This is a genomic window from Streptomyces zhihengii, from assembly GCF_016919245.1.
Classification (GTDB): Bacteria; Actinomycetota; Actinomycetes; order Streptomycetales; family Streptomycetaceae; genus Streptomyces; species Streptomyces zhihengii.
The window spans coordinates 995,579-1,009,638 of the sequence record NZ_JAFEJA010000002.1; the positions used below are offsets into that span (position 1 = coordinate 995,579).

General features: G+C 74.5%; 9 protein-coding genes. 5 read left to right on the top strand and 4 right to left on the bottom strand.

Going from position 1 to position 14,060, the window contains the following annotated elements:
- Positions 1-38: 38 nt before the first annotated feature.
- Positions 39-2,024, bottom strand: coding sequence for an N-acetylmuramoyl-L-alanine amidase (locus JE024_RS32060; RefSeq protein WP_372449889.1), 1,986 nt, complete (start codon positions 2,022-2,024; stop codon positions 39-41).
- A gap of 501 nt (positions 2,025-2,525) precedes the next feature.
- Complete coding sequence (locus JE024_RS32065) at positions 2,526-3,650, bottom strand: aminoglycoside phosphotransferase family protein (protein WP_205377392.1); 1,125 nt, start codon at positions 3,648-3,650, stop codon at positions 2,526-2,528.
- 235 nt (positions 3,651-3,885) lie between these two features.
- Here JE024_RS32065 and JE024_RS32070 point away from each other — a divergent pair, with 235 nt between their 5' ends.
- Positions 3,886-5,379: a DNA-binding protein NsdB gene (locus JE024_RS32070; RefSeq protein ID WP_205377393.1), complete on the top strand. Its 1,494-nt coding sequence runs from the start codon at positions 3,886-3,888 to the stop codon at positions 5,377-5,379.
- A gap of 162 nt (positions 5,380-5,541) precedes the next feature.
- Here JE024_RS32070 and JE024_RS32075 read toward each other — a convergent pair whose 3' ends face one another.
- A complete protein-coding gene (locus JE024_RS32075; protein WP_205377394.1) occupies positions 5,542-6,966 on the bottom strand; it encodes a PP2C family protein-serine/threonine phosphatase in 1,425 nt (474 codons plus the stop codon).
- A 252-nt stretch (positions 6,967-7,218) separates the two neighbouring features.
- On the opposite strand from JE024_RS32075, the gene JE024_RS32080 reads away from it, so the two are divergent.
- Both JE024_RS32080 and ligA read left to right on the top strand, forming a co-directional pair.
- Entirely contained in the window at positions 7,219-7,752 is a 534-nt protein-coding gene (locus JE024_RS32080; protein WP_205377395.1) for a GNAT family N-acetyltransferase, read from the top strand.
- Positions 7,753-7,813: 61 nt separating this feature from the next.
- Positions 7,814-9,934, top strand: a complete 2,121-nt coding sequence (gene ligA, locus JE024_RS32085; RefSeq protein WP_205377396.1) for an NAD-dependent DNA ligase LigA — start codon at positions 7,814-7,816, stop codon at positions 9,932-9,934.
- A 50-nt stretch (positions 9,935-9,984) separates the two neighbouring features.
- On the opposite strand, the gene JE024_RS32090 is transcribed toward ligA, so the two are convergent.
- Complete coding sequence (locus JE024_RS32090) at positions 9,985-12,606, bottom strand: GNAT family N-acetyltransferase (RefSeq protein ID WP_205377397.1); 2,622 nt, start codon at positions 12,604-12,606, stop codon at positions 9,985-9,987.
- 141 nt (positions 12,607-12,747) lie between these two features.
- Here JE024_RS32090 and JE024_RS32095 point away from each other — a divergent pair, with 141 nt between their 5' ends.
- Positions 12,748-13,470, top strand: a complete 723-nt coding sequence (locus tag JE024_RS32095; RefSeq protein ID WP_205377398.1) for a siderophore-interacting protein — start codon at positions 12,748-12,750, stop codon at positions 13,468-13,470.
- Positions 13,471-13,548: 78 nt separating this feature from the next.
- Entirely contained in the window at positions 13,549-14,040 is a 492-nt protein-coding gene (locus tag JE024_RS32100; RefSeq protein WP_205377399.1) for a GNAT family N-acetyltransferase, read from the top strand.
- The last annotated feature ends 20 nt before the right edge of the window (positions 14,041-14,060 follow it).

Consider the following 14,060-nt stretch of genomic DNA (forward strand, 5'->3'; position numbering starts at 1 on the left):
CCCCACGGCGGTGGCACCCCGCGGTCATCGGAGGTCCGTCACCTGCGCACCACCCGCACATCGGCGGCCTTCACGAACGCCACCCGGTGCCCGAACTGGATCTGGACGTACTCCTCCTGTCCGCGCACCACCCGGTGGACCGACGTGTCGAACTTCGGTGCGTACAGGTACTCGCCCGGTGTCCGGTCGCCCGCCACGTACCGCTGCCCCGCCCCGAGGGTGTACGGCAGCGGCGAGACCGCCTGCACCGGCACCCCGGCCGGATACGCCGACGCCTCCGGGTACGCCCGCCCGTACACCGGCACCCGGTCGAGGCCCTCCCGGGGCGTCACCAGCGTCCCCCGCGAGGGAACCGCGGTCGGCTGGGTGCGCGGATTGTGGAACCACGCCTTCTGCCCCAGGTACCAGACCGCCGTCCAGTCGCCGCGGCGCTCCGCCACCGCGTACTGCTGGCCCGTCGAGGCCCGCGCCCCCGTGTCGTTCACCCCGTTCGTCGAATCCGCGCCGTCCGGGCGCAGACCGACGTCCTTCACCAGCGGGGTGTCCTCACCCGGACCGGTGTGCAGCCGCACCGCGCCGGAGCCGTGCGGCGCGCAGGCCTCGCCGGCCCGCACGCAGCCCGTGTACAGCGGCTTGTGGGCGTCGTACGCCGGACGCACGGTGACCACGGCGCTGTCCGGACCCGCGGAGGGCGTCAGCGGCCGGCCCAGCAGCCGGAAGTAGTGCGCCCAGTCCCAGTACGGCCCCGGGTCCGTGTGCATCCCGCGGATCGTGGCGGTCGTGGTGCCCGGCACGTTGTCGTGGCCGATGATGTGCTGCCGGTCCAGCGGGATGTCGAAGCGGTGCGCGAGATAGCGCACCAGCCGGGCCGACGTCCGGTACATCGCCTCCGTGTACCAGGCGTCCGGGGCCACCAGGAAGCCCTCGTGCTCCAGGCCCACCGACTTGGCGTTGACGTACCAGTTCCCCGCGTGCCAGGCGACGTCCTTCAGCGGCACGTGCTGCGCGATGTGCCCGTCGGACGACCGCAGCGAGTACTGCCACGACACGTACTCCGGGTTCTGCACGAGCTGGAGGGTGGTGTCCCAGGTGGCCTCCGTGTCGTGGACCACGATGTACTCCACCGACTGCGACCGCGGCCGGTCCCCCTTGTCGTGGTTGCCGTAGTCGCCCTCCCCGAACTCCTCGTAGGGCGCGGGGATCCACTCGCACGCCACCGTCGGCGGGCACTCCGTGCGCGAGGCGTCCGCGGTGCGCAGCCCGAGCGCCGCGGCCTGCGTACGGTCGGGGGCCGCGCCGGGGTCGGCCGCGAGCACCATCCGCTGCCCGTCGTCGGTGGTGCGCGCCTCGCCCGAGCGGATCACGTCGAAGACGTCGTCCGCGTAGACCGTCGCCGTGGCCGTGTCGTCGGCTCCCGAGAAGCGCGCCACCGCCCCGTACCAGTCGCCCGGGTCCTCGCTCAGCGGCAGCCCCAGCCGCCGCTGGGCGTCGGCCAGCAGCGCCGCTCCGCCGCGCACATTGGCCGCCACGCTCTCCCGCAGCTCCCCGGCGGGGATCCCCGTCAGGCCGGCGGCCCGCTCCAGGGTCCGCAGCTGCGCCGGCAGCCGGGCCGGGTCGGGCAGCGCCGCGTCGGTGACGGTCCGCGCCGGGCGGGCCGAGTCGCCGCGCGCGTCCTCCGCGCCGTGGCTGTGGTGCGGGGCCTCGGCCAGCGCGGTCCGGGCGTCCGTCAGATGCATCGGCCCGTAGCCGCCGGTGACACTGGCGGCGCCGCCGTGCCCGTCCCAGCGGGACTGGAGGTACGACACACCGAGCAGCACGCTCCCCGGCACGCCGTACTCCTCGGCGGCCCGGTCGAACGCGCGCTGGAGCGCGCTCGGCGAGGCGGCCGGGCCGGCGGTCGCGGCGGGCCCCGAGGACATCAGCGGCAGCAGCAGGGCACCGACGGCCGCGGCCGCGCCGACGGTCCGTGCGTGCCGGAGGCGGGGGCGGGGGAGGTCGGGACGTGCGGGGGCGGATCCTTGCAATGCAGCCTCCAGGGACGGATGGTGCGCGGCCGGACCCGTACAGGGGTAGCGGCTCGCGGACGATCCGTCAATCAGGCTCCACAGCGGGAACTGCGCACGTCAGCACCGGTTCGGACGGGGTGTCAGGCGCACTTTCCGGCGGGCGGGCCACCGGCCTGCGGCGCGTCACTGGCATGGACCAATGGCCCCGCCGGGCGGCCTTTCCCGGGCCGCTCGGAAAGCCGGCGGTTCCGAAGGACGCCCCCTCCGAGAGCCGCCCCCTCCGAAGGCCGCCCCCTCCCAGAGCCGCCCGCTCGGAAAGCCGCCCGCTCCGAAGGCAGCCGGCTCCGAGAGCCGCCCCTCCCTCAGCCGCCCCCTCCGAAAGCCGTCCGCCCCGCCGCGCCCCCCTCCCGTGCGCGTCCCGGACCCGGAGAGGCAGCCCGCCCGGACGGGAACACGCCGACGCGCCGTGCGCCCGGTGTGTCGGCACCGGGCGCACGGCGCGCCTCCCCCTCGTGGCGGTCAGCGGGTCCCGACCGCCGCACGCACCGCCCTGCGGGCGAGGGCGCAGTCGTCGTGCAGCCGGCGCAGCAGCAGCCGCTGCTCCTCACCGGCGGCCATCCCGGAGGCCGGGTGCTGCGCGGCGGTCACCGGGGACGCCTCCCGCATGGTGCGCTGCACGGCCGTCTCGTACGTCCGGATCTCCCGCGTCAGCACCAGCATCAGGTTCACCAGGAACGCGTCCCGCGCGGCGGGGCCCTGCTGCTGGGCGAGCTGGCTGATCTGACGGCGTGCCATCGGCGCGTCCCCGAGGACGGACCAGAGCGTCGCCAGGTCGTAGCCGGGCAGGTACCAGCCGGCGTGCTCCCAGTCGACGAGCACCGGGCCGGTGGGGGAGAGGAGGATGTTCGACAGCAGGGCGTCGCCGTGGCAGAACTGCCCCATCCCCTGGCGTCCGCCCGCCTGGGCCACGCCGTGGAGCAGCTTCTGGAGGTCGCCGAGATCACGGTCCGTGAAGAGACCGAGCTCGTGATAGCGCGAGATCCGGGAGCCGTAGTCGAGCGGCGCGTCGAACATCCCGGCCGGCGGGCGCCAGGAGTTGAGACGGACGACCGCCCCCAGCACCGCGCGCAGGTCCGCGCGGGGCGGTGCCTCCATCGGGTGCCGGGTCAGGGCCGCGGGGCGGCCGGGCATACGCTCGATGACCAGGGTGCAGTTCTCCGGGTCCGCGGCGATCAGCCGCGGGGCCCGGACCGGCGGACGGTGCCGCACGAACGCACGGTAGGAAGCTATTTCGTGCCTCAGCCGCTCGGCCCACGCCGGCGAGTGGTCCAGTAAGCACTTGGCCACCGCGGTCGTTCGCCCGGTCGTCCCCACGATCAGCACGGACCGTCCGCTCCGGCGCAGCACCTGCACCGGGTTGAACTCCGGACAGATCCGGTGCACCGACGCGACCGCCTTGCGGAGCTGCGCGCCCTGGGGGCCGGAGAGGTCGATGCGCCCGCTGAGGGGCTGGCCCACCACGCCGGCGGGCCTGCGGGCCCGGCCGGTCTGCGCGGGCACGGGATACGGTCCGGAGCCGGCCGGGACGGCGGTGCGCTGCTGGAGCCGGGACGGGGCGGACACGGAGGACGATGCTGTGTACATGGGAGATACAGATCCCTTCGTGCGCCGACAGGTTGCGTGCGCGCCCCGCCCCATATGCCAGAGGCAGCACCCTGGGGAATGTGCCCCGGCGGACGGGGCGGGGTGGCGCATTCCTACCTGACACCCCGGCGCGGGTGGCACACCATCTGGCGCACCCTGGCGAACCCTGGCGAATAGTCGCCACCCCCATCACGGGCCGTTACTGTCAACTCAGCCGAGAACCTGGGGGCTTGACGTGAGCGGTGAACCCAACACCCGCCTGAGCGACCTGTTCGGCCTGGCCGGCTGGTCCAAGGGCGAACTCGCGAGACTCGTGAACCGGCAGGCGGCAGCCATGGGGCATCCGCAGCTGGCGACCGACACCTCGCGTGTGCGGCGCTGGATCGACATGGGGGAGTCCCCCCGCGATCCGGTGCCCAAGGTGCTGGCGGCACTGTTCACCGAGCGGCTCGGTCGTGTCGTGACCATCGAGGACCTCGGGTTCGCACGGAGCGGACGAACAGGCAGGCGGCGGGACGTACAGGGCGGCAGTGACAACCCTGACGGACTGCCGTGGGCGCCCGACCGTACGGCTGCGGTCCTCACCGAATTCACGGGAATGGACCTCATGCTCAACCGACGCGGCCTGGTGGGCGCGGGCGCGGCACTCGCCGCGGGCTCCGCGCTCAGCAGCGCCATGCACGACTGGCTGGGGAGCGACCCCGCCACCCAGCCCCCCGTCCGCAACTCCGAGCTCCTGCACGCCGACTCCGCCGGGTACGACCGCTACGAGGCCGCCCCCATCGGGTCGCTGGAGATCGACGCGCTGGAGCGCTCCGTCGAGGTGTTCCGCGCCTGGGACGCCGCCCGCGGGGGCGGACTCCAGCGCAAGGCGGTGGTCGGCCAGCTCAACGAGGTGGGCGGCATGCTCGCCTACCGCCACCCCGACCACCTCCAGCGGCGCCTGTGGGGCGTCGCCGCCAACCTCGCCGTGCTCGCCGGCTGGATGTCCCACGACGTCGGCCTCGAACCCACCGCCCAGAAGTACTTCGTCATCGCGGCCCACGCCGCGCGCGAGGGCGGCGACCGTCCGCGCGCCGGCGAGGCCCTGTCCCGGGCGGCGCGCCAGATGGTCCACCTGGGCCGCCCGGACGACGCCCTGGACCTGATGAAGCTCGCCAGGACCGGCTCGGGCGAACAGACCCTGCCGCGGACCCAGGCGATGCTGCACACCATCGAGGCGTGGGCGCAGGCGTCCATGGGCCACGGCCAGGCGATGCGCCGGACGCTCGGCGAGGCGGAGGACCTCTTCGTCTCCGACAAGTCCGACGTGCCGCCGCCGAGTTGGATGCAGCTCTTCGACGAGGCGGACATGCACGGCATGCAGGCGCTGGCCTACCGCACCCTCGCCGACCACGACCCCTCGGTCGCCGGCATCGCCCAGCGGCACGCCCGGCAGGCGCTGCAACTGCGCGAGGGCGGACGGCAGCGCTCGAAGATCTTCGACTACATCTCGCTGGCCTCGGCCTGCTTCATCGCGGACGATCCCGAACAGGCGGACCGCTACGCCCGCCTGGCCCTGGTGTCGATGGGGGAGACCTCCTCGCACCGGACCTGGGACCGGCTGCGCGAGATGTACCGGCTGACCGGGCAGTACGCGGGCTACGCGAAGATCGAGGACCTGCGCGAGGAGATCCAGCTGGCGATGCCGCCGCAGGCGGCGTCCAAGCCCCGGCGCACGGACACCTGAGGGGGCTCTCGGCCCCGGCACGAGGCGAGTTCCGCGCGGCGGCAACGCCGAGCGGGTGGTTCCGCGGTGCCGTCGGCGAGTGTCCGTCTCCGTGCCGTCCGTGCGCGGGTGTGCCTGTCAGCGGGTGCCCTGTGCCCTGCCGTCCGTGCGCAGGTGTGCCCGTCAGCCGGTGACCCGTGCCACCAGTACGCAGGCGTCGTCCTCACGAGCGCCCTGACCGAACTCCTCCACCACGACCCTGACGCACTCACGGGCGTCCCGGGCCCCGGTGAACCGTGCTGCCAGTGCCGTCAGCCGGTCCGCCGTGTCCCCGGCCACCGCCGCACCCGTCAGCCCGTCCGTGTACAGGACGAGCAGGTCACCGGGTAGCAGGGTGACGTCGGCCTCCTCGTACGCCGCGGCGCTGGTCGCGCCGAGCAGGGCGCCGTCCGGCGTCGCCAGCGCGCGCCCCGCCCCGTCGCGGAACAGCAGGGGGGCGGGGTGTCCCGCCTGGGCCCAGCGCAGCACCCGGGTCCCGGGGTCGTAGCGGCAGCAGAGCCCGCTGCCGAGGGCCGGCTGGCCGGCCGTGTCCAGCAGGTGGTTGAGGTGGGACATGAGCTGCCCCGGCCGTACGCCGGCGACGGCCATCCCGCGCAGGGCGCCCAGCAGCATCGCCATCGAGGAGGTGGCCGTCACACCGTGGCCGGTGAGGCCGCCGATGCTCAGCAGGGACTCCCCGCCGGGCAGCTGGAGCGCGTCGTACCAGTCGCCGCCGATCAGCGCGCCGTTCGCGGACGGCAGGTAGTGGGCGGCGACGTCGAGGGAGGTGGGGCCGGTCGGCGGGAACTGGAGGGAGCCGCGCCAGGGCGGCAGCACGGCCTCCTGCATCTCCACGGCGAGCCGGCGTTCGGTCTGCTCGGCGTGCCGGCGCCGCTGGAAGGAGTCCTGGCTCTCGCGCACCGCCCGCTGGCTGCGGCGCAGTTCGCTGACGTCGCGCAGGACGGCCCACATCGACGCGGTGCCGCCGTCGCTGTCGAGGACCGGCTCGCCCATCATGTGCACGGTGCGCAACCGCCCGTCGGGGCGCACCATGCGGAACTCCTCGTCGATGGGCCGCCCGTCGACCAGGCAGTCCGTCACCACGGCCGTCAGCAGCGCCTGGTCCTCGGCGTACACCAGGGACGGCAGTTCGTCGAGGGACATCGGGCCGCCGGCCGGGTCGCGGCCGAGGATCTGGAACAACTCGTCCGACCAGCTCACCTCGTCGGTCAGCAGATTCCACTCGGCGCTGCCGACCCGGCTGAGCAGCGAGCCCGAGCGGGCGGCCTCGTCGGCCTCGTACTCCGCGAGTTCGTCGGCCCGTGCCTCGGTGGCGGGCACGCCCGACCTGAGCTGGTCCAGGTGGCTGCCGAGGTCGTCGAGCTGATGCACCGCCAGGTCGCAGAGCGCCCGCTGCCAGCGGCCCCGGGCGTCGTCGTCGGCCGTCACCGCGTCCTGGCGCATCGCCTCCATGTCGCCGCGCAGTCTGCGCGTACGTGTGATCAGGGCGTCCATCGCGCCGCGCTCCGGCGGCTGGGCGGGACGGTCCGCGAACACATGGGACGGCATCTCGAACTCCGATACAGGGCGCGGCCACGGCCAGGTCTCGAACAGGGACCGGATACGACTGTTGCACAGGCGGCGAAGTGCCGTAAGCCATTTGGCAACACTCGATCCGGTGGTGCCTTGGGCATATGCCACGGGCCCTCCGATCGTTCGAGAGCCCGTTCGCACGGTGATCTGGCGGGCGAGCCGCCGAAGCGGAGCCGCACCCTCCCCGCGTGGCGGAGCACCCCTCGCCGGTCGGGCAGGATGGACGCCATGACAGAGATTCGCACCCCCCGCCTGCGGCTGCGCCGCTGGTACGACTCCGACCTCGCCGCCCTGGCGGACCTGCACACCGATCCACGGGTGATGCGGTGGGTCGACGACGGGGCGCTGCTCGATCTCGACGGGACGGCCGAGGCGATCGAGCGGTGGGAGGAGGAGTGGGACGACGAGGGCTTCGGCGTCTTCGCCGTCGAGCTGCTCGCCTCCGGGGAACTGGCGGGCGCGGTCGGGCTGTTCGTGCCCGCCTTCCTGCCGGAGACACGCCACGAGGTGGCGATCGGCTGGCGTCTGGGCTCGCAGTTCTGGGGCCAGGGCTACGCCTCCGAGGCGGCGCAGGCCACCCTGGAGTTCGCGCTCCAGGACCGCGGGCTGGAGCGGGTCGTCGCCGTCATCAGGGTGGGCGACACCGCGTCGGAGAACGTCGCCCGCAAGCTCGGCATGGCGCTGGAGCGCGAGGTGCAGCACCCGGAGCACGGGTACCCCCTCCAGATCCACTCCATCGACCTCACCGAGTACCAGGGCTGAGCACGCCCCCGCCGGACATCGCGCCGGGGCCGTTGTCAGTGGTGGGCGGCAGGATGGAGCCATGACGACTTCACCTGCCGTTCCCGCGGCTCCCGCAGCCGGGATCGCCGACGCCGCGGCGTACGCGGAAGCGGTCGCGACCGCCTCCCGGGCCGCCGCCGCGTACTACGCGACGGGCGAGAGCGCCCTCGACGACGACGCCTACGACCGTCTCGCGCGGGGCATCGCCGCCTGGGAGGAGGCCCATCCGGAGGAGATCGCCGCCGAGTCGCCGACGGGCAAGGTCGCGGGCGGCGCGGCCGTCGGCGACGTGCCGCACACCGTCCCGATGCTCTCCCTGGACAACGTCTTCTCGGCCGAGCAGCTCACCGCGTGGACGGCCTCCCTGGAGCGGCGCATCGGGCGGCCGGTCGCCGGCTGGAGTGTCGAGCCCAAGCTCGACGGGCTCGCCGTCGCCGCCCGCTACGAGGACGGGCGGCTCACCCGCCTGGTGACCCGGGGCGACGGCACGGCCGGCGAGGACGTCTCGCACGCCGTGGGCACGGTGCTCGGGCTGCCCGACGCGCTGGCCGAGGCGGCGACGCTGGAGATACGCGGCGAAGTCCTGATGACGCAGGAGCAGTTCGTGCAGGCCAACACGGCCCGCACCGCGCACGGCGGCGCCCCCTTCGCCAACCCGCGCAACGGCGCGGCCGGCACCCTGCGGGCCAGGGACCGCGCCTACCGGGTGGAGATGACCTTCTTCGGGTACGGGGCGCTCGCCCTGCCCGGCACCGACCCCGGCCTCGCCGACCGCCTCGCCTCCCTGCCGCACAGCGAGGTCATGGCGGAGGTCGTCCGGCTCGGTGTGCACACCGCCGCGAGCACCGAGGTCGCCCCGCGGACGGTCCGCGCGGTCGAGGAGATCCAGGCCAGGATCGAGGAGATCGCCGAGGCCCGCGCCGGACTGCCGTTCGGCATCGACGGCATCGTGGTCAAGGCGGATCCGGCCGCCGACCAGGCCGAGGCCGGCTCGGGAACCCGCGCGCCGCGGTGGGCCGTGGCCTACAAGCTGCCGGCGGTGGAGAAGGTCACCACCCTGCTCGGCGTCGAGTGGAACGTGGGCCGCACCGGCATCATCGCGCCGCGGGCGGTCCTGGAGCCGGTCGAGATCGACGGATCGACCGTCACCTACGCCACCCTCCACAACCCCGCGGACATCACCCGCCGCGACCTGCGCATCGGCGACCGGGTCATGGTCCACAAGGCGGGGGACATCATCCCGCGCATCGAGGCGCCGGTCGCGCATCTGCGCACGGGCGCGGAGCGGCCCGTCGAGTTCCCGGAGGTCTGCCCGCAGTGCGGCTCGGGCATCGACACCTCCGAGCAGCGCTGGCGCTGCGAGCGCGGCCGCGACTGCCGGGTGGTGGCCTCCGTCTCCTACGCGGCCGGCCGCGACCAGCTCGACATCGAGGGACTCGGCACCACCCGGGTCGTCCAGCTCGTGGACGCCGGGCTGGTGAGGGACGTGGCGGATCTGTTCTCGCTCACCCGGGAGCAGTTGCTGTCCCTGGAGCGGATGGGCGCCACCAGCACCGACAACCTGCTGGCGGCGATCGCGGAGGCGAAGAGGAAGCCGCTGTCGCGGGTCTTCTGCGCCCTGGGCGTGCGCGGCACCGGGCGCTCCATGTCCCGCCGCATCGCACGCCACTTCGCCGGCATGGAGCACATACGGGCCGCGGGTGCCGAGGAGTTGCAGCAGGTCGAGGGCATCGGTGGGGAGAAGGCCCGGACGGTCGTCGACGAGCTGGCCGAACTCGCCCCGCTGATCGACCGGCTGGTCGCCGCCGGGGTGAACATGACGGAGCCCGGGGCCACACCGCCGGTGCCCGCGGCGGCGGACGGGGCGGCGGAGGGCGAGCCCTCGGAGGAGGCCGCCCCCGGGCCGCTGGCCGGTATGACGGTCGTGGTCACGGGCGCGATGACCGGCGCCCTGGAGAAGCTCTCCCGCAACCAGATGAACGAACTCGTCGAGCGCGCCGGCGGCAAGGCGTCCTCCAGCGTCTCCAAGCGCACCTCGCTCCTGGTCGCCGGCGAGGGCGCGGGCTCCAAGCGCGAGAAGGCGGAGCAGCTCGGCATCCGGATCACCGCCCCCGACGAGTTCGCGGCGACGGTGGCCGGCTTCCTCCCCGCCACCGCCTGAGCCGCCGTGGCCCGGGGGCGGCCGGCACGTCCGCCGCCCCCGGGCCCCGCTCAGGCGCGGCGCTCGTAGACCTCGCGGCCCAGGAAGGCGAGCTGAGCCCGCTTCTCGGGCTTGTCGATCACGGGCCCGCGGACGAATCCGGAGCGGACCATCCGCTCGATCGCCTTCTCGTTGCGGGCGTCGGGCTCCACGACGATGCGCAGGTGCTTCTCGTCCGCGAAGCAGTACGCCATGAGCGCCAGCATCAGCGCCCAGGTGAAGCCCGGCCGGTGCCCCCCGGCCGCGGGCGCCACCAGCAGATGGACGCCGAAGTCCCCGGGCCGGACCTCGTAGCACTCGCCGACCGGGTCGGCGTCCGGCTCGTAGGTCTGGAAGAGCGCGGCCGGCTCGTCGTCCAGGAGCACCAGGAAGGCGTGGTGGGTGGTCAGGGAGCCGACGTACTCGTAGATCTCCCGCACCTCCTCGCGGGTGTGTCCGTTCATGCCCCAGAAGCGGGCCCGCTCCTCGGTCACCCAGCCGTGGACGACGTCCAGGTCCGCGACCGGGTCGAGCGGCAGGACGCGCACGGTGCCGAAGCCCTCGATGTGCTGCTCGTGCACGGCCTCCCGGGGGCGTGCGGCGGGCTCGGTCATCTGCTTCTCCTCGGTGAGGCGGTCCCAGTCGGTGATCACGGGGACGAGTTCTCCGGCCGCCCAGAGGGGCAGCTGGTCGCGCTGGTGGGGATCGCCCGGGACGCCGGACGCGCCGAGCGGCACGATCCACAGGCTGTCCTCGCGGCGCGCCAGGTCCCACACGTAGCGGGCCGCGGGGCCGCGTGCGCTGAGGTCGGTGACGCCGGGCACGCTGGAGGTGGACAGCACGCAGTCGACGTCGCCGGACAGGGCGGGCCAGCCGTCCTCGGGGCTGTCGGGCAGCGCCTGCCAGGGCACCAGCCGGTGGGTGTCGCCCCAGACGCCGGTGTCGAGGCCGGCCGCCTCCTCGGCCGCCTCCCGCACCACCCGGGCGGTGTCCAGCCCGGGCAGCGCGTCCGGCGCGAGCAGCGTTTCGAGCGCGTGGGCGACGCGCGGGACGGGTGCGAGCCAGGGGTGGAAGACCTCGGGCAGCGAGGGCGCGTCGGCGAGCGGCGCGAGGGCCGGCAGGCCGGCCACCCGGCGCACCACCGCCGAGCGGAGGGCCGCGAAGGCGGCGGCGTCCGCGCTGTCCGCGGCCATGTGCCGGTCCCAGGCGAGCAGCCGGGCGCGCAGCCGGCCGGCCGCGGGGGAGAGGCCGTCGGTCCGGGCCAGCAGGGCGAGCAGGGGTTCGGCGGAGCCCAGCAGGGTGTCGGTGTGGACGCCCGCCATGGCGGGGCCCGTCCAGGCGCCGGAGGCGTCCAGCAGTTCGCGGATCCGGGCCGCCCGGTGGCGGGGGGCGAACTCGACGCCGAGGGGGGCGGCGATGCCGCGCTGGTTGGCCATGACGGCGACGCCGTCGACGGCCGCGCGCGGCATGGTCTCGTAGGTGCCGGTCCAGGCGTGGCGCGCCTCCCAGGCGGGGACGACCCGGATCCGGTTGAGGTGATGGCGGCGCGGCACCCGGCCGGCCACCCGGTGGAGCAGTCCGCCCGCGGTGTCGGCGGCCTGGACGACGTTGACGGGCTCGACCCAGCGGTCCACCGCCCGGTCGACGTCCTCGACGGTCCGGGCGCGCAGCAGGGCGGGGAGCGCGTCGAAGCCGATGTCGCCGTCGGCGCGGGCGGGGCAGCGCAGGCTGAGCGCCTCGCCGGTGTCGGCGTCCCCGGCGACGACCGGGCCGCGTTCGGTCTCCACGACCTCGACGGTGACCGGGGCCTGGCCGGCGACCTCGACGACCTCGGTGTGCACGGCGGCGGGGCGCCAGCCGTCGGGGCCGAGGGCCTCCACGAGCGGGCCGCGTCTTCGCAGGCGCTCCCGGTAGAGGTCCTGGTAGTCGGCCATGGCGTTGGTGATGGCCCAGGCGACCGAGCCGGTGTGGCCGAAGTGCGCGATGCCGGGGACGCCGGGCACGGCGAGACCGACGACGTCGAACTCGGGGCAGGCCAGCCGGATCTGCTGGTAGATGCCCGGATCCTCGATGAAGCGGTGCGGGTCCCCGGCGATCAGCGCGGCGCCGGACGCGGTGCGGTCGCCGGGCACCAGCCAGCCGTTGCTGCCGGCGGTACCGGGGCCGTCGGCGGCGAACAGGCAGGCGGCGTCCTCGCCGAGGACCCGGGCCACCTCCTCGCGCCACAGCTTGGTGGGGAATCCGGCGAACAGGATGTGGGTCGACAGCCAGACGGCGATCGGCGTCCACACCTCCCAGCGGCCGGGGGCGAGACCGGTCGCGGCGAACTGCGGCATCCGGGAAGCGCCCGCGGCGAGGCCGTCGTTGACGCCGTCCACGTAGCGGGCGATCCAGCCCGCGGTCTCCTCGGAGAGGGCGGCGTGGCAGCGCCGGGCGGTGTCCTCGATCCGGGACATCCGGGCGAAGCGGTCCCAGGGGAGGGCCTCGGCGCCCAGGAACGACGCGGAGGTGCCCTGCGCCCGGTGGCGGTCGACCTCCAGCTGCCAGGCCCGGTCGGCGGCGGCGTTGTGCCCCTGGGCGTAGGCGAGTTCCCCGGGGCTGCCGGCCCGCAGGTGCGGGATGCCCCACGGGTCCCGGAATAGCGCTCTGTTCACACTGAATCCCACTCTTTAGGTTAGGCTGACCTAACTTAAGGCACGGCTGTTCGAGACACAATTCCGGCCATGGCTCTTCGGCCATGGTCGGGCGGCGGCCCGGCATCACACGGAACGACACGAGACGACGAGGAGAGCGCAGTGGGGCATGGCTGGGAGGGCGTCGTCCTCAGACTGATGCGCGGCAAGGACTTCACGTTCACCGTCACCGGCGCGGAAGAGGTCACCGACCACTACCGCAGGGTCCACTTCACCGACGGCGGGATGCTCGCGCGGACCGGCGTCCACCCCACCATGTGGGTGCGGGTCTGGTTCGAGAACGGCGACAAGCCCCACCAGCGGGCCTACACCCTCGTCGACGCCGACCCGGAGGCCGGCACCTTCAGCATGGAGTTCGCCCTGCACGACGGGCGCGCGAGCGAGTGGGCGCGCGGGGCCGCACCCGGCGACACCGTCGAGGCGACGCTCCAGGGCACCGGATTCACCGTCCCCGACCCGCTGCCCTCGCACCTGTTCGTCGTCGGCGACCCGGCCTCCCTGCCGGCGATCAACTCCCTGCTCGGCGCGCTGCCCGGGACACCGGCCACCATCTGGTTCGAGACGACCCACGGGAGCGACGGCGAACTGCCGCTGCGCAGCGACGCCGCGCACCACGAGGTGCGCCGCGTCCCCCGCCGCGACGACGGCGCCCACCTCGCCGAGGAGGTGCGCACCGCCCTGCCCGGGCTCGCCGCCGACCGCGACGGCGCCTATCTGTGGATCGCCTGCGACACCGCGACCACCCGCACCCTGAGCACCTTCGCCCGCAAGGAGCTCGCCCTCCCCAAGGAGCGCGTGCACGCCCTCGGTTACTGGCGCGCCTGACGCCCGTCGCCGCGGTCCGGGGCCGGCCGCCCCGGCGCCGCGGCGTGCCCCCGCGGTCCGGTGCGCGACAATCGGACCATGACCCCGCCGCCGCCCCCGCCCGCACGCGTCCGCCACCGCGGCGAGGCCGTGCGGATCCGCAGGGCGACCGCGCGCGACGCCCGCCGGCTCACCCGGATCGTCCGCGGCTCGCGCGCCTACGAGGGGCACTGGGCGGCGATGGTCGAGGGCTACACCGTCGGACCCGCGTACATCGAGGCGCACGAGGTGTTCGCCGCCGTCGGCGCGGACGAGCGGGTGCTCGGTTTCTACGCCCTGGTGCTGTCACCGCCCGAGCTGGACCTGATGTTCGTCGCCGACGAGGCCCAGGGCCTCGGCATCGGACGGCTGCTCGCCGCGCACCTCGCCGGGCGGGCCCGGGACGCCGGTCTGACGGCCGTCCGGATCGTCTCCCACCCTCCCTCCGAAGGCTTCTACCTCGGCCTCGGCGCCCGCAGGACCGGCACCGTGCCCGCCACCCCGCCCGCCGTCCGCTGGGAGCGGCCGGAGCTGGAACTCCCGGTCGCCTGACGGGGAACGGCCGCCCTCGG